Annotated in this window: 17 protein-coding genes; 3 read left to right on the top strand and 14 right to left on the bottom strand. The window is 62.7% G+C overall.

Translation table 11 applies throughout. The annotated features are described in order from the left end of the window. Positions 1–46: 46 nt before the first annotated feature. From WBN73_RS06060 to WBN73_RS06050, 3 genes are read right to left on the bottom strand one after another with little or no spacing between them, the layout of a single operon-like run. Entirely contained in the window at positions 47–733 is a 687-nt protein-coding gene (locus WBN73_RS06060; protein WP_207593880.1) for a hypothetical protein, read from the bottom strand. Next, complete coding sequence (locus WBN73_RS06055) at positions 730–1662, bottom strand: ABC transporter ATP-binding protein (RefSeq protein ID WP_280623071.1); 933 nt, start codon at positions 1660–1662, stop codon at positions 730–732. Before WBN73_RS06055 ends, WBN73_RS06060 begins: the two co-directional genes overlap by 4 nt. Further along, the gene (locus WBN73_RS06050; protein WP_207593882.1) at positions 1659–2060 is read right to left on the bottom strand and encodes a GntR family transcriptional regulator; all 402 of its coding nucleotides are present in this window, start codon (positions 2058–2060) and stop codon (positions 1659–1661) included. The genes WBN73_RS06055 and WBN73_RS06050 overlap by 4 nt, the downstream gene beginning before the upstream one ends. 132 nt (positions 2061–2192) lie before the next feature. Between WBN73_RS06050 and WBN73_RS06045 the strand changes: the two genes are divergently transcribed. Beyond that, a complete protein-coding gene (locus WBN73_RS06045; protein WP_198318480.1) occupies positions 2193–2954 on the top strand; it encodes a DedA family protein in 762 nt (253 codons plus the stop codon). 66 nt (positions 2955–3020) lie between these two features. Here the strand turns inward: WBN73_RS06045 and rdgB are convergent, their stop codons facing one another. The 6 genes from rdgB to clpS form a co-directional block, all read right to left on the bottom strand. After that, on the bottom strand, positions 3021–3683 hold the full coding sequence (gene rdgB / locus WBN73_RS06040) for an RdgB/HAM1 family non-canonical purine NTP pyrophosphatase (protein WP_337339701.1): 663 nt from the start codon (positions 3681–3683) through the stop codon (positions 3021–3023). Beyond that, a complete protein-coding gene (rph, locus tag WBN73_RS06035) occupies positions 3680–4438 on the bottom strand; it encodes a ribonuclease PH (protein WP_011775233.1) in 759 nt (252 codons plus the stop codon). Before rph ends, rdgB begins: the two co-directional genes overlap by 4 nt. Before the next feature lie 48 nt (positions 4439–4486). After that, positions 4487–5284, bottom strand: coding sequence for an MBL fold metallo-hydrolase (locus tag WBN73_RS06030; protein ID WP_207593884.1), 798 nt, complete (start codon positions 5282–5284; stop codon positions 4487–4489). Then, on the bottom strand, positions 5281–6312 hold the full coding sequence (gene murI / locus WBN73_RS06025) for a glutamate racemase (protein ID WP_443193248.1): 1032 nt from the start codon (positions 6310–6312) through the stop codon (positions 5281–5283). The genes WBN73_RS06030 and murI overlap by 4 nt, the downstream gene beginning before the upstream one ends. Positions 6313–6415: 103 nt before the next feature. Further along, positions 6416–6982 (bottom strand): DUF2017 domain-containing protein, encoded by a 567-nt coding sequence (locus tag WBN73_RS06020; RefSeq protein ID WP_207593886.1) that lies wholly within the window; start codon positions 6980–6982, stop codon positions 6416–6418. Continuing rightward, positions 6975–7337 (bottom strand): ATP-dependent Clp protease adapter ClpS, encoded by a 363-nt coding sequence (clpS, locus tag WBN73_RS06015; protein ID WP_026540162.1) that lies wholly within the window; start codon positions 7335–7337, stop codon positions 6975–6977. The genes WBN73_RS06020 and clpS overlap by 8 nt, the downstream gene beginning before the upstream one ends. A 37-nt stretch (positions 7338–7374) precedes the next feature. Between clpS and WBN73_RS06010 the strand changes: the two genes are divergently transcribed. Beyond that, positions 7375–8703, top strand: a complete 1329-nt coding sequence (locus WBN73_RS06010) for a nicotinate phosphoribosyltransferase (protein WP_207593888.1) — start codon at positions 7375–7377, stop codon at positions 8701–8703. Next, positions 8703–9329: an isochorismatase family protein gene (locus WBN73_RS06005; RefSeq protein WP_207593889.1), complete on the top strand. Its 627-nt coding sequence runs from the start codon at positions 8703–8705 to the stop codon at positions 9327–9329. The genes WBN73_RS06010 and WBN73_RS06005 overlap by 1 nt, the downstream gene beginning before the upstream one ends. 84 nt (positions 9330–9413) lie before the next feature. Here the strand turns inward: WBN73_RS06005 and WBN73_RS06000 are convergent, their stop codons facing one another. From WBN73_RS06000 to WBN73_RS05980, 5 genes are all read right to left on the bottom strand, one after another. Beyond that, entirely contained in the window at positions 9414–11189 is a 1776-nt protein-coding gene (locus WBN73_RS06000) for a DEAD/DEAH box helicase (RefSeq protein ID WP_089595518.1), read from the bottom strand. Between the two features lie 109 nt (positions 11190–11298). Then, positions 11299–11637, bottom strand: coding sequence for a DUF3039 domain-containing protein (locus WBN73_RS05995; RefSeq protein WP_089595519.1), 339 nt, complete (start codon positions 11635–11637; stop codon positions 11299–11301). An 8-nt stretch (positions 11638–11645) separates the two neighbouring features. After that, on the bottom strand, positions 11646–12428 hold the full coding sequence (gene nagB / locus WBN73_RS05990; RefSeq protein WP_089595520.1) for a glucosamine-6-phosphate deaminase: 783 nt from the start codon (positions 12426–12428) through the stop codon (positions 11646–11648). Between the two features lie 87 nt (positions 12429–12515). Next, positions 12516–14087, bottom strand: a complete 1572-nt coding sequence (locus WBN73_RS05985) for a transporter (protein WP_280623074.1) — start codon at positions 14085–14087, stop codon at positions 12516–12518. After that, positions 14069–14962 carry an ABC transporter ATP-binding protein gene (locus WBN73_RS05980; protein ID WP_207593891.1) on the bottom strand — a complete coding sequence of 298 codons (894 nt, stop codon included), beginning with the start codon at positions 14960–14962 and terminating at the stop codon, positions 14069–14071. The genes WBN73_RS05985 and WBN73_RS05980 overlap by 19 nt, the downstream gene beginning before the upstream one ends. Positions 14963–14971 lie beyond the last annotated feature (9 nt).

Below are 14971 nucleotides of genomic sequence, written 5' to 3'. Positions count from 1 at the left end.
GGGCGGCCCTTCCGGCCTGCATTGTGGTCAACGCTACATTCGGTGCCTACGGAGTGGCCCTGCGCAGAGTTGTGTAGGAACCTGCCGCGAGGACGACGCACAGGAGCGCAGCCCATCCGCTGATGGTGAGCGGCGTCTGCTGGGCGAACCAGTTTCCTATCACTCCCCACCACTGAAGCAAGGTGGACAAGGCGGCTATACCAATCAGGACCAGCCCGGTTCCGAGGGTTGAGATCAAGGTCCCGGTTGTCCCCCAGCGCTTGAAGATGGTGGCGAACCAGAATCCGATGATGAACATGAACATCATCACTATGAAGAAGAACGCTGCGGTGGAGTACCACGGCCCGTCCGTAACCCACGGGATCTTGAAGAAGTATCCGTACACACCCCAACCGTTGGTGGCCGCTTCAATGACGCCGCCCAGAAGGTACAGCCCCGTCATCCCGAGGGCAATGAGGGAAAAGAGCCCCAACGTTCCCAGGTAGAAGGCCTTGCGGCTGATGCTCAGGCCCTGGGAGAAGGGGAACACCAAGGTCATGCTTTGAATCCCCAGGACCAGGAAGTACCACAGGGGGGCCTGGCTTCCCCCGCCGTACTTGCCTTCCTGGACCGGGATCAGGGCAAAGATGGCCAGCGACATCAGGAAGGAGGCCGCAAGGATCGTCAGCGGCCAGCCGATATACGTCCACTTATTGATCAGCTGCATCCGGGCAACTGCTGCTGTCCTGCTCATCGCCTTGCCTCCATCGTGTTATCGGCGAAGTCTGCACTGCCTGTTCCTGTTGCTCCCGCCCCGGCCATGGTCTTGCGGACCACCAGTTGCTGCAGGGAAACGGGCGACAGTTCCAGGCCCAACTCCTGCGCTTCGGTTCGCTCGCGGCTGCTGAGGGCCTCATCCACCGTCACGGAAGCCAGGGACCCCAGCGTCTCGCGGTGCAGGATCCTGCGGCCGGCCAAAAATGCGTCCACCTTGTCCGCTGATCCCGAAACGGTGACGGCCGAACCACGGATCTCGTCGGCATCTGCGTCCATGATGATCCGGCCCCGGTCGATGACCACCACATGCTCCAGCAGGTTGGCCACCTCGTCGATCAGGTGGGAGGACAGGATGATGGTGCGCGGGTGCTCTGCGTAGTCCTCCACCAGGCGGTCGTAGAACAACTGGCGGGCGACGGCGTCGAGCCCCAGGTATGGCTCGTCGAAGAACGTCAGTTCCGCGCGCGAGGCCAGGCCTATGATGACGCCGACGGCGGACAACTGACCCCGCGAGAGCTTCTTGATCCGACGCTTGACGGGAAGTTGGAAGTCCCCGGCCAACCGGTCGGCGAAGTCCTGGTCCCAGTTCTTGTAAAACAGGGCTGCGGATCGGAAGGCGTGCTGGGGCTGGAAGTCATCCGGATATTTCTGTGACTCCCGGATGAAACAGAGCCGGGACAGCACGGCATCGTTCTCATAAGCGCTGGCCCCAAAGACCAACGCTTCGCCTGAGGTCGCGAAAGCCTGGGCGGTGAGGATGGACATCAATGTGGTCTTGCCCGCGCCGTTGCGTCCGAGCAATCCGTAGATGCGGTTTGCGGAGAGTCGGAGGTTGACGTTGTCCAGCGCGTTGAGGTCTTTGTAGTGCTTGATCAGGTTACGGGCCTCGACGATGGTGTCGTTCACAGGGCCGCGCTCCTTTCCTTGTCTGTCCCGGATTCCGGGGCAAGCCCGGAACTGCGTTCAATCATGGTGTTCAGCTGCTCCGCCGAAATGCCCAACTTCCGGGCTTCCAGCACCAGCGGCTTGACGTACTGCTCCACAAACTCTTCGGTGCGGCGCGCGATCAACTGGGCGCGGGCTCCCGTGGCAACAAACATCCCTATCCCCCTGCGTTTGTAGAGAATTCCTGAATCCACCAGCACATTGACACCCTTGGCAGCGGTAGCCGGGTTGATGCGATGGAAAGCGGCAAACTCATTGGTGGAGGGCACCTGGGATTCCTCGGCCATGGTGCCGTCCACGATTCCGTTCTCGATGAGTTCGGCGATCTGCAGGAAGATCGGCTTGGTGTCATCGATCACGAGCACCTCCGCCTCACTGGTTCATTACTCATGTAACTAACCATACAAGCAGCGAAGCAAGAGTCAAGGGTTCTCCCCCCGAAAATCACGACGACGGCCGTCAAGTAGGCTTGATGGGTGATCTTTTCTGCGATAAACGACCTTGCCGTATCCACTTTCGGGGGCGCGGGACCGGTTCAGCCCTCCATGGCTTCGTTCCTGCCGGACTGGTTGAACCCCGACGTGTTCCTCCGCGACTCACCGCTGGGACCGTGGGTGGTCCTCCTGGTCTGCGCCATTGTTTTTGCAGAAACAGGCCTCCTGGTGGGCTTCTTCCTGCCGGGTGATTCGATGCTTTTCACGGCGGGACTGCTGGTCTCCACCGGCGCCATCGAATTCAACCTGTGGGCCATGTGCGGCATGATCATCGTGGCTGCCATCATTGGCAACCAGACCGGCTATCTCATTGGATCGAAGGCCGGCCCGGCCATCTTCAACAAGCCGGATTCACGGCTTTTCAAGAAGGAAAATGTGGAGAGCGCCCATGCCTTCTTCGAAAAGCACGGTGGCAAGGCGCTGATCCTCGCGCGCTTCGTTCCCATCATCCGCACTTTCGTGCCGGTGATCGTGGGTGTTGCACAGATGGATAAGCGCAAGTTCTTCCTCTTCAACGTCATCGGTGCCGTCCTCTGGGGCGGCGGCGTTACACTGCTTGGCGCATGGCTTGGCCAGTTCGAGTGGGTCGGAAACAACATCGACATCATCTTCATTGTCATCGTCCTGATCTCGGTCATCCCGATCTTCATTGAAATCGGGCGTGGATTCGTGGCCAAGCGCAAGGCGGCAGCAGCAGGCACCGACCCCGTGGAAGAGTTCATCGAGGAACACGAGGGCGGCAAGCACGGCGAGCACTGAGGCTCACCGCTCAAGTACTGCAAAAGGCACCCCGCATCGCGGGGTGCCTTTTGCGTCAGGAAAACACTAGTTCGAGCCGGACTCGGACAACGCCTCCACAATTGCGGGAAGCAAAGCACGGAATGCCTGTCCGCGGTGGCTGATGGCGTTCTTCTCCCCAGAGCTCAGCTCGGCACAGCTGCGGTCCATCCCGGCCGGCTGCAGTACGGGGTCGTAGCCGAAGCCGCCTTCGCCGCGGGGTTCACGAAGGAGCGTGCCCTCCAGCTGGCCATACTCCACGGTCTCGCGGGCGATGCCACCGGGACCCGGCACAGCCAAAGCGGCAGCACAGACGAAGGCCGCTCCCCTGAACGAATCAGGAACATCGGAGAGCTGGGCCAGGAGCAGGTTCAGGTTGGCGGCATCGTCCCCGTGGGTTCCGGACCATCGGGCCGAGAAGATACCGGGAGCGCCGCCCAGGACATCAACAGCCAACCCGGAATCATCGGCAATGGCTATCAGACCTGTCGCCTCAGCCACGGCCCGGGCCTTGAGGAGTGAGTTCTCGGCAAACGTGACGCCGGTTTCAGCAACATCCGGGGCACCAGCCGCAGCAGCGTCCACCACCTGGGTATCGACGTCGAGCCCTGGAACCTGGCCCCTCAGCAGTTCGCGGAGTTCCTTCAGCTTGCCCTTGTTGTGGGTTGCCAGGACAAGCCGGGGCTCCGCCGTGGACCCTGTGGCGCTCACGGGGCCTCAGCCAGGGTTTCGCGCTGGATGGCGGACAGTTGCGTGGTGCCCAGCAAGGCGAGGTCAAGCAATGCGTTGAGCTCGTCGCGATCGAAGGGGGCACCTTCAGCCGTACCCTGGACTTCAACGAACTTCCCTGATCCGGTGACCACCACGTTCATGTCGGTCTCAGCGCGGACGTCCTCCACATAGGGCAGGTCAAGCATGGGAACGCCGTCGATGATCCCCACGGACACAGCTGCAATAGTGTCCACCAGCGGCTCGGCGTTGCGGGCGATGAGCTTGTTCTCGCGGGCGAAACGTATGGCTTCTGCAAGGGCAACGTAGGCGCCGGTGATCGCAGCGGTGCGGGTTCCGCCGTCGGCCTGCAGGACGTCACAGTCCAGGACGATCGTGTTTTCGCCGAGCGCCTTGGTGTCAATGATGGAGCGAAGGGAACGGCCGATCAGGCGTGAAATCTCATGGGTGCGTCCGCCGATCTTGCCCTTTACGGACTCACGGTCCGAGCGGGTGTTCGTGGCACGGGGAAGCATGGCGTACTCTGCGGTGACCCAGCCGCGGCCTTCACCCTTGAGCCAACGCGGCACGCCCTCCGTCAGCGAAGCTGTGCACAGGACCCGGGTGTTGCCGAACTCGATCAGTGCCGAACCTTCGGCCTGCTTGGACCAGCCGCGGGTGATGCTGATGGGACGCAGTTGGTCAGGTGTCCGGCCATCGGCGCGGATGACGGGTGTGGCTGTAGCTTCAGAAGTCATGGTTCAAGCTTAGCCAAGCCGGGGACACCTCCCGACGCCGCTCACGTGCTAGATCGTGTAGTGGACTCCAGCGACGGCGACGGCCACGTCACCGGCAAACACGGGTTTTGCTTCGGACAGCACTTTGGTTTGGGACGTCCACACGGGAATGTGGGTGAGTAGCAGCCTCTTGGCGGCCGCGTTGGTTGCTGCCTCGCCTGCCCTCTTGCCGGTGAGGTGGACGTCCTTGATGTCATCGTCCCGGCCTTCCTCGAACGCTGCTTCACACAGGAACAGATCCGAGCCTTGGGCAGCATCTTCAAGCCCCTGGCACGAGTCGGTGTCACCGGAGTACGTCAGGATTTTAGTCACGGAGACGCCGTCCTTGCCAGGTTCGGTGGCCGTCACGCGCAACGCGTACGCCTCTTCCACCGGATGGTTGACGGCATACGGTGTCACCGTGAAAGGACCCACAGTGACAGGCCGGCGCTCGGCCCAGTGCGTGAAGTCGAATTCCTCATGCATCCCGGGATCCAGGTCCAGGCCATATGCCGTGGCCATCCGGTCCGCCGTAGCAGCAGGCCCCCACACCGGCAACCGGTCCCGTCCCCATCCGCCGGGCTTCCACCGGACAGCTACGTGGAGTCCGCAAAGGTCCATGCAATGGTCCGGATGAAGGTGGGTGAGGAATATCGCGTCGATGTCCTCAAGGTCGGTGTACCGCTGGATCGCTCCCAGTGCTCCACTGCCGAGGTCCATGACGATCTTCCACTCGCGTTCGCCGTCGTGCGCCGTCACCAAATAGCACGACGCCGGCGAGCCGGGACCGGGGAAGGAACCAGTGCAGCCCACGATGGTCAGCTTCACAGTCCACGCCCCAGGGGTGTGCCTGCAGTGCCGTTAAGGGCGCGGTCCGGTTGTACGAAATACGAGCGACGGGACAACCCTGTCCCTGACCGCGCGGCTTCCAGCATCTCGGGCGTGATGCGGGCCAGGCTGCCTGTGGGGTACTGCGCCGCTACATGGTCCACATGCTTCACGGAGAGCACTTCCGGCCCGAGGAAACGCCGGGCCAGTGTCTCGAATTGGGCGGCATCCCCGGTGGCAATGAACTCGTGGCTCGGCGTGGTGGACTCCGTGCGCTGGATGCCATGGGTAGCCAAGGCGCGATAAACGTCCTTGGCGGTCTCCTCGGCGCTGGAGACCAAGGTGACGTCCTCACCCATCACATAGGAGATGACACCGGTCAGCAGCGGGTAGTGGGTACATCCCAGAACCACGGTGTCCACGCCGGCGTCCTTGAGCGGTTCCAAGTATTCGTTGGCGGCGGCGAGCAGGTCAGGGCCGGTGGTGATCCCGGCCTCCACAAAGTTCACGAACGCCGGGCATGCCACTGACGTGATGGTGAGGTCCGGGGCTGCAGCAAAAGTGTCCTCGTAGGCACGCGATCCCACGGTGGCCGAGGTTCCGATGACACCGATCCGGCCTGAACGCGTAGCCGAGACAGCCCGCCGTACTGCAGGCTGGATCACCTCGATGACCGGAATGCCATAGCGGGCCGTGTAGCGTTCCCGCGCGTCCCGCAGCACCGCCGCCGATGCTGAATTGCACGCGATGGTCAGCAACTTCACCCCCGAGTCCACCAATTCATCCATGACGCCCAGGGCGTTGGCACGCACCTCGGCGATGGGAAGTGGACCATAGGGTCCGTTGGCCGTGTCACCGACGTAAAGGATCGATTCATTGGGGAGCTGATCGATGATGGACCGCGCGACGGTCAACCCGCCCACTCCGGAGTCGAAAATGCCGATCGGGCGCGTCCCGACAAGTTCCCCCGTAGTGATGGGGGCGTCACTGCCCAGGGCGCCGTTTGGTGAACCCGATGCTGAAGTCATAATTATTCGAGAATAAGGCTTCCCTTGGTGTGCGGCCATTACCTGTGGCCTCCGCCTCGTGTCTGATGTGTCACAAGGCGGGAGCAAGGCCCGGCCGTCCGGATCAGGATTTCGCCTGCCTTGCGGCCATCATGGCCTGCACCAGGGACTCCTGCAGCCACGTAGTGAAGTTGTAGACCAAGGCCAAGTAGCTCTCTACGTCCTCGGCCTGGCTCCAGTCCTGCATGCTGTGGATGTGTTCCGCGTCCGCTTCGTCCCGAATGTCCAAGCGTTCGGCCAGGACCAGGCGGACATCGTTCAACGCCATGGACCATCGGGTGGCGTCTTCCGGGGTCAGGACCAGCTCGTCTCTGTCCAGCCCCATGGCCGCGGCCCTGAGGGCGCCGATCTTGTTCTCCCGCACAGAGCGTTCGGTGAGTTGCCGGAACTCCAGCGAGCCGCCGTCGTCGTCCTTCATGACGTTGGGCAGAAGCCGCAGCAGGGCGCGGTCGCTGGGCTGTTTGACGTCCATGTCCAGCCCGATAAGTGCCGCCAACGGGTCTTCGTTCTGGCGTACGTCCTGCTCCAGCATGGAAATGACGTCGTCCAGCAATCCGCGCAGGAGGTCCCGCTCGGCGGGCTCGAGGAATCCGGTGATGCCCTTGAGCCCGTACTTGAATGCCTTAGCCACGCTGTCGGCCGCCCTTTCCGGGTGTTTCGTTGCCGCTCGCAGCCTTCTCCACCGTGGCCCACAGACCAAAACCGTGCATGGCCACCGCGTGCTGCTCCACTTGTTCCTTGCTGCCGTGGGCCACGATGGACCGGCCTTTCTTGTGGACCTCCATCATGAGCTTGTGGGCTTTGGACTCGGAATAGCCGAAGTAACTCTGGAAAACAAAGCTCACGTAGCTCATCAGATTCACGGGATCATTCCAGATCACAAGGTTCCACGGGATATCAGGGGCTGTCAGGACATCGGTGGCGGACTGCTCTGCAGCTTTGGTCCGCTCATCAATGTCCGTGCCATACGCAACGCTAGGGCTCATCTGTCCATTCTATGGCGGCTCGCACTAGAGTGAATTCGTGAGTAGAGCCACGTCCTGGGATCATCCCGCAACTTCCTTGTACACAGACCACTACGAACTGACGATGCTTCAGGCCGCTTTGCATTCAGGCGCCGCGCATCGCCGTTCAGTCTTCGAAGCCTTCGCCCGGCGGCTGCCGGACGGACGGCGCTATGGCGTGGTGGGCGGCACCGGCCGCCTGCTGGAGGGGATCGCCGACTTCCGCTTCGGCGACGCCGAGCTCGCATTCCTTGAGCAAAACAAGGTGGTCAACCAGGAAACCCTGGACTATCTGGCCGACTACAAGTTCAGCGGCGACATCTGGGGTTACGCCGAAGGTGACGCCTACTTCCCCAACTCCCCCATCCTGATCGTGGAATCCACCTTCGCAGAAGCCTGCATCCTGGAGACCTACATCCTGTCCGTCCTCAACCACGACAGCGCCATTGCATCCGCCGCTTCACGCATGACCTCGGCTGCGGGCACCCGCCCGTGCATCGAGATGGGCTCCCGGCGGACCCAGGAGGAATCGGCGACGGCGGCCGCCCGCGCCGCTGTGATAGCCGGCTTCGCCAGCACCTCCAACCTGGAGGCCGGACGACGCTACGGCATCAAGACCGTGGGCACCGCGGCGCACTCCTTCACCCTCCTGCACGACACCGAGCGGGAGGCCTTCGAAGCGCAGATTGCGGCTTTCGGCCCCGGGACCTCATTGTTGGTGGACACCTACGACGTCGAGGCAGCGGTCCGCACTGCGGTGGAACTCGCCGGCGACAAACTCGGCGCCGTGCGCCTGGACTCGGGTGACCTGATTGCACAGGCCCAGTGGGTACGGCAGTTGCTCGATGACCTCGGCAACGTCAACACCAGGATCGTGGTGACTTCGGACCTCGACGAGTTCGCCATAGCCGCACTGCAGTCCGCCCCAGTGGACTCCTACGGCGTCGGCACCTCGTTGGTGACAGGCTCCGGCGCCCCCACGGCCAGCATGGTCTACAAGCTGGTGAGCCGCACCAACGATTCCGGTGATTTCATCTCCGTGGCCAAGGCCGCCAAGAACAAAACCAGCGTGGGCGGACGTAAATACGCCCTCCGCAAGCTCAATGAGCGAGGCCGCGCCACCCAGGAGGTCGTGGGCATCGGACACCGCCCCGAAGACGACGGCAACGACCGCGTGCTGCTTCACCAATTTGTCAAGAACGGCGAGGTATTGCCGGGCTGGACCGGCCCGGAGGGCGTCATTCGTGCCAAGGAACAGCACGCGGCCACCATGGCCGAACTGCCCGCCGTCGTAAACCGCCTCCAGCGCGGCGAGGCCGCCATCCCCACCGTCTACGAGGAGAACTGATGTCCCGCGCCCTGATCATCGTCGATGTCCAGAACGACTTCTGCGAGGGCGGCACGCTGGCCGTCGAAGGCGGTGCCGCCGTCGCCGGAGCCATCACCGAATACGTGGACGCCAACCAGCAGCACTTCGACCACATCGTGGCCACCCAGGATTGGCATATTGAACCGGGAGACCACTTCTCCGATGACCCCGACATGGTGGAGTCCTGGCCTCCGCACTGCCGTGCCCGGACCAAAGGTGCGGAGCTTCACGAAGACCTGGACCCCGAGTACATCCAGGCCTATTTCCGCAAAGGGCAATACACGGCGGCCTACTCCGGCTTTGAAGGTGTCCTCGCCCCCGAAGACGACGTTCCTACCGGGGACCTGAAAGCCGGGGCAGCCGTTGCCGAAGTCCTCGACGAGGATGCCATCGGCCTCGATGACTGGCTGCAAAGCCACGACGTCGAAGACGTGGTGGTGGTGGGCCTCGCCACCGATTACTGCGTCAAGTCAACAGCGCTCGATGCTGTGCAGGCCGGCTACAACACCACCGTCATCGCCGGGCTTACCGCCGGAATAGCCGACGACCTCACAGAGGCGCTGGACGAAATGGAAGCAGCCGGCGTCGACGTCGAACGCGACTGAAACTGACCTCACAGCCTGACAGCAGAAAGCCAGGGGGCGCCGCAACCGCGGCGCCCCCTGGCTTTTCTGCAGATGATGGTCCGCCTATTTCCTGCCGATGAACCAATCCTGGAGCTTGCGCAGGCGGGCCTGCAGCTGCTCCTCATTGGCCTGCGCCACCGCCGGGCCACCACACACCTCACGAAGTTTGGTGTGCACTACTCCGTGCGGGGTCCCGGTACGGGCAGCCCACGCAGCGACGTTCTTGGCCAGCTCGTTCCGGAGATCCATGAGCATCCGGTGGTCAGGCACAGCGGGTGCAGCCGCAGCCGCCAGAGGTGACTGGCGTTTCTTACGCGACTGCTGATCGTGCTGGCGTTGACGCAGAAGTGTTCCCACTTGCTCGGCGTCGAGGAGCCCGGGAATACCCAGGAAGTCCAATTCATCATCGGAACCGATATCCGCTCCAGTGCCGAACTCGCCGCCATCGAAGAGGACGCGGTCAAACGACGCCTGGGAGTCCAGTGCTTCGAACTTGCCCTTGGTGAGCTCGTCTGATGCTTTGTCCTCACGGTTGGCCTCGGCCATGAGGTTCTCTTCGGGATTGAAGAGACCGTCCTCGTCCTTCTCCGGGCGGTCCAAAGCGTGATCACGCTCTGCCTCCATGGTGTTGGCGAGGATCATCAGCGGCGGCACGGACGGAAGGAAAACCGACGCCGTCTCGCCCCTCTTGCGGGCACGCACAAAACGTCCCACGGCCTGCGCGAAGAACAACGGCGTGGAGGTGGAGGTGGCGTAGACGCCGACCGACAGGCGCGGGACGTCAACGCCTTCGGACACCATGCGGACGGCCACCATCCAGCGCTGTTCTCCTGCGGAGAATTCCTCGATCTTGCTGGAGGCTTTGGAGTCATCCGAGAGAATCACCGTGGGCGACTGACCCGTGATTTTCTTGAGTTGGCCCGCGTAGGCGCGTGCGTCGTCGTGGTCCGTCGCGATGACCAGGCCGCCGGCGTCCGGCACCGTCCGCCTGACTTCGCTGAGGCGTTTGTCAGCAGCAGCCAGGACGGCGGGGATCCATTCACCGGTAGGGTTCAACGCCGTGCGCCATGCCTGCGACGTGATGTCCTTGGTGACCGCCGCTTCACCCAGCGAGGCCGCCATTTCGTCGCCGGCACTGGTGCGCCACCGCATCTGGCCCGAGTAGGCCATGAAGAGCACGGGGCGGACCACGTGATCCCGCAGGGCATTGCCGTAGCCGTAGGTGTAATCGGCCTTGGAACGCCGGATGCCGTCCCTGTCCTCAGCGTATTCAACAAACGGAATGGGTGAGGTATCCGAGCGGAACGGAGTACCTGTCAGTGACAGGCGCCTTGCGGCCGGATCAAATGCCTCACGGAGGCCGTCGCCCCAAGAGAGCGCTTCACCGCCGTGGTGGATTTCGTCCAGGATCACCAACGTGCGCGCCGCTTCAGTCTTGGCCCGATGCAGCATGGGCTTGCTCGCCACTTGCGCGTACGTGACGGCCACGCCAACGAAACCGCGACCGTGCTGGCCGTCGGAGTTCTTGAAGTTGGGATCGATCGCAATGCCCACCTTGGCGGCGGCATCAGCCCACTGCCGCTTCAGATGGTCCGTCGGGGCAACGATTGTGATCCGGTTGACCACGCCGCTGTCCAGCAGTGTGGTGGCAATGCGCAACGCGAAGGTGGTCTTACCGGCACCGGGCGTCGCCACGGCGAGGAAGTCCTTGGGGTTCCGGGTCATGTAGAGGTCAAGGGCCTCCTGCTGCCAGGCACGGAGCTTGGGCGCAGTTCCCCAGGCGGCCCGTTCCGGGTACGCCGGAGGAAGGGATGGACCGCCGAAAAGTGTTTCTGTCATGCTGGCTCCCCCGGCCTGATGGCAAAGACCATTACCTCCAGCCCGGCGGGAACGCCGGGCTGGAGGACACGGTAACGATCAGAAGGGACCTGTGTTCGCTTCCCACCCACTACTTGGAGTTGCCCGGGCCGCCGTTTTTTCCACCGTCGTTGCCGGGGCGGAGACCTTCATAGATTTCCTTGCACTCCGGGCAGACCGGGAACTTCTGGGGGTCCCGTCCGGGCGTCCAAACCTTGCCGCACAAGGCAATGACCGGCTCGCCGGTCAACGCCGACTCCATGATCTTTTCCTTGCGGACATAGTGGGAAAAACGCTCGCGGTCGCCGGGTTCCACTTCCTGGCGCGTTTCCTCGCGCTCAATGGTGGCAGTGGACGTTCCGGCTCCGGAAAGCTCGCGCATGGGGTCGTTTTCGAATGGATCCGGAGGAAGCGTAGTCATGCCAAACATCTTACCGTCTAGATCCCCTGCCACTCCGGCTTGTTGTCGTACGTGTGCCGATAGTAATCAGCCAACTTCAACGATGACGCGGCAGCCTCATCCACCAGGATTGTTGCGTGGGGGTGCATCTGGAGGATGGACGCGGCACAAATCGCGGCCACGGGTCCTTCCACGAAATCACGCACCGCCTGTGCCTTTTGGGCACCGGTTGCGACCAGCACCACATGCCGGGCATCCATAATGGTCCCCAGCCCCTGGGTCACTACGTGGTGGGGAACATCATCGATGCTGTCGAAGAAGCGGGCGTTGTCCTTCCGGGTCTGCTCAATCAGTGTTTTGATCCGGGTCCGGGAGGCCAAGGATGATCCCGGCTCGTTGAAACCGATGTGACCGTCGGTGCCAACGCCCAGGATCTGGAGGTCCACACCCCCAACGGCCTTGATGGCATCCTCGTAGTCCTGGCAGGCTGCCTCCAGATCTTTGGCGGCACCGTCCGGACCGTGCACGTTCTCCGGCTTGATGTTCACCCGGTTGGTGAATTCGCGCCGGATCACCTCGCGATAGGACTCGGGGTGTCCGGCCTCGAGGCCAACATACTCGTCCAACGCGAACCCGTGAGCCTGGCTGAAGTCCAGCCCTCCGGCATCGTAGCGGCGCGCGAGTTCGTCATAGACAGGCAGCGGTGAGGACCCAGTAGCCAGGCCCAGCACAGCATTCGGCTTACGACGGACCAATGCTTCAATGGCATCGGCTGCAAGCGCACCGATCTGCTTGGTGCCAGGGAGAATGACAACTTCCATCGTCACGGCCTTTCTTGGTAAGGGACTTTGAGCTATCTGACAGAGACGTTATCCCATGTCCCATCTATGGGCATGGTTGTTACGCGGCTAACGGTTCACACTGAGCTGCGCGAACATTTCCGGACCCCGCGCGTCCAACCATTTTCCACCGAGGCGGATGCCCACGATGAAAAGGATGACACCCAGAACAGGACCTGCCACCAAATTGATCCAGCCAGCCTCCGGCCCGCCGGTGAAAGCCTGGACTGCCACCAGCGCAAGTTCCGGAACCAGCAGGAGGGCCAGAAGGCCCATCCCCACCGCTTGGACGGCCAAAGTCTGGGCAACGTTTCCCGGCGGCTTCTTGAACGGGCTGTCGCCCGGCAAGGGAACGGCAATGTTGTAGCGGGCCGAAATGACTGAAGAAAGCCCCAGTCCGGTGAAGAGAGTCCCGAGGGACAATCCCAGGAGGTTGGGCAGCCACTGCCAATCCCCCGTCACGAAGAGCGGCCCCACGGTGAAGAGCAGAACTATCGGAAGCGATATGGCCAGACAGGCCAAAGCCCGCCCCAGCCTGTCGTCGACTCCCCTGACGCCGGACGCGAGGTGGAGGGCAAAAGCAGTGTTGTCGTAAGAGACATCAGCGCAGATGGACCATGCCATAACGAAAGCGGTCAGCGGACCCAGAATCATGAGCAAGCCATAGCTGCCGCTCTGTGCGCCGCCGAAGTAGAACAACACAGGAAACATGGGAACAATCACCAGGGAAGCCGCATACCTCGGATCCTTCAACCAGTAGATCAGCGCCCTGGCAGCAACCGCGCCCGCCGGCGTCCCCGGGAGCAGGCCGAACAAGCCCAGCTTTCCGCCCTTCCTTGCAGTGCCTCCCGAGTATGCCGGCGTCACCAGCGCACGCTTCAGGAGCACATGCCAGCAAAGGAGGAGCACGGCAATGGTGGCCGCCGCGATCAGGAACTTCAGTCCAGCCGCAGCGGGATTACCAGAGTCGATGTCGCCGCCAAGGGACCAGGCCGCACCCAGGGGCGTCCACGACACCGTTCGGGCGAGCACCGGAAGGTAGTCGGCGCTGCCGCGGACACCATCCACCAAGCCCACCATCATGGGGCCCAACAGGATTAAGGGGATGAAGACAATGATGCTGCTGACGTCCTTGAAACGCCTCGAAGCCGCCAGGCCGGCTGTCGCCGTCGTGACCACTTTGGACAGCACGATGCACGTCAGCGCACCGAGGACGGCCCCCAGCAGGGCGCCGGTGACCGCCGGAACACTGCGCCACCAGGTTCCGACGGTTCCCAGTGCAGCAATCAAGGTAGCCAGGCCGGGAATGCCGATGAAGCCCGCAAGGGCAAGGCCCGTCAACAGTTGTTTGGAAGGTATGGCGAAGGTGGTGAACCGCGCGGGGTCCAGGGTCATGTCCGCGGCCGAAGCAACAAGCGGGATGATGGCCCACCCGAGGATTGTCGCCGCTCCACCCAATACCACTACGGTGTGGGCGATCTCCGGATCAGCCAACCGCAGTGCTATGAGGCCTCCAACCAGGAGGACCAGCAATCCCAACGCATACAGGAGCCCCAGGGCCATGCCCACCAGCTGCCACGGGCTGCGCTTGAACCCATTAAGGAGCAGGCGCCACTTGAGGCTTAGAAGGTGCGCAACCATTCCAGGCCCTCCGTCCGGTGTCCGCCGCCCACCAACTGGACGAAGCGTTCCTCCAACGTCGAGCCATCGCGGACCTCGTCCACGGAGCCCGCTGCCAGAACTCGTCCACCAGCCACCACTGCAACGTGGCTGCACATGCGCTGCACGAGGTCCATCACATGGCTGGAAACAATGACCGTACCTCCGGAGGCGACGTATCCCTCCAGGATGCCGCGGATGTTGGCAGCCGACACAGGGTCCACCGACTCAAACGGCTCGTCAAGGACAAGGAGACGCGGTGCATGGATGAGAGCGGAGGCCAAGGCGATCTTCTTGGTCATGCCGGCGGAGTAATCCACCACCAGCGAACCGGCGTCGGCTTCAAGGTCAAGGGCCGCCAGCAACTCGGGAACCCGTGCACCAACAACGTCGCGGTCCATGCCGCGAAGGAGACCGGAATACGTCACCAGTTGCTCGCCCGTCAGCCTGTCAAAAAGGCGCACACCATCAGGCAGGACACCCATGAGCTTCTTGGCCTCCAACGGCCGGGCCCATACGTCGACCCCATGGATCAAGGCTGTGCCAAAATCCGGCCTCAGCAGACCGGTGGCCATGGACAACGTGGTGGTCTTGCCTGCACCGTTGGGACCGACCATCCCGTAAAAGGATCCGGCAGGTACTTCCAGGCTGACCCCATCCACGGCGATCTTGTCACCGAAGCGTTTGGCCAGGCCACGGATGGACAAGGCAGCCCGGGGCGCTGAAGCAGTCGGCGCCCCGGAGGCCTGGGTTGCGGGGGTCTGTCCAGGGACCTGTGGCGGTGCGGGGAATTGTGGAGTCGGGGCATCCTGAGGTGGAGCGGACGTGGGCGTGGGTTCATGGCGTGGTTCCGTCATGTGACCAGC

The sequence above is a fragment of the Paenarthrobacter sp. CCNWLY172 genome, from assembly GCF_037402035.1.
In the GTDB taxonomy this organism is placed as follows: domain Bacteria; phylum Actinomycetota; class Actinomycetes; order Actinomycetales; family Micrococcaceae; genus Arthrobacter.
The sequence above is the reverse complement of the archived record's forward strand: the minus strand, read 5'-3'. Positions and strand labels throughout refer to the sequence as shown.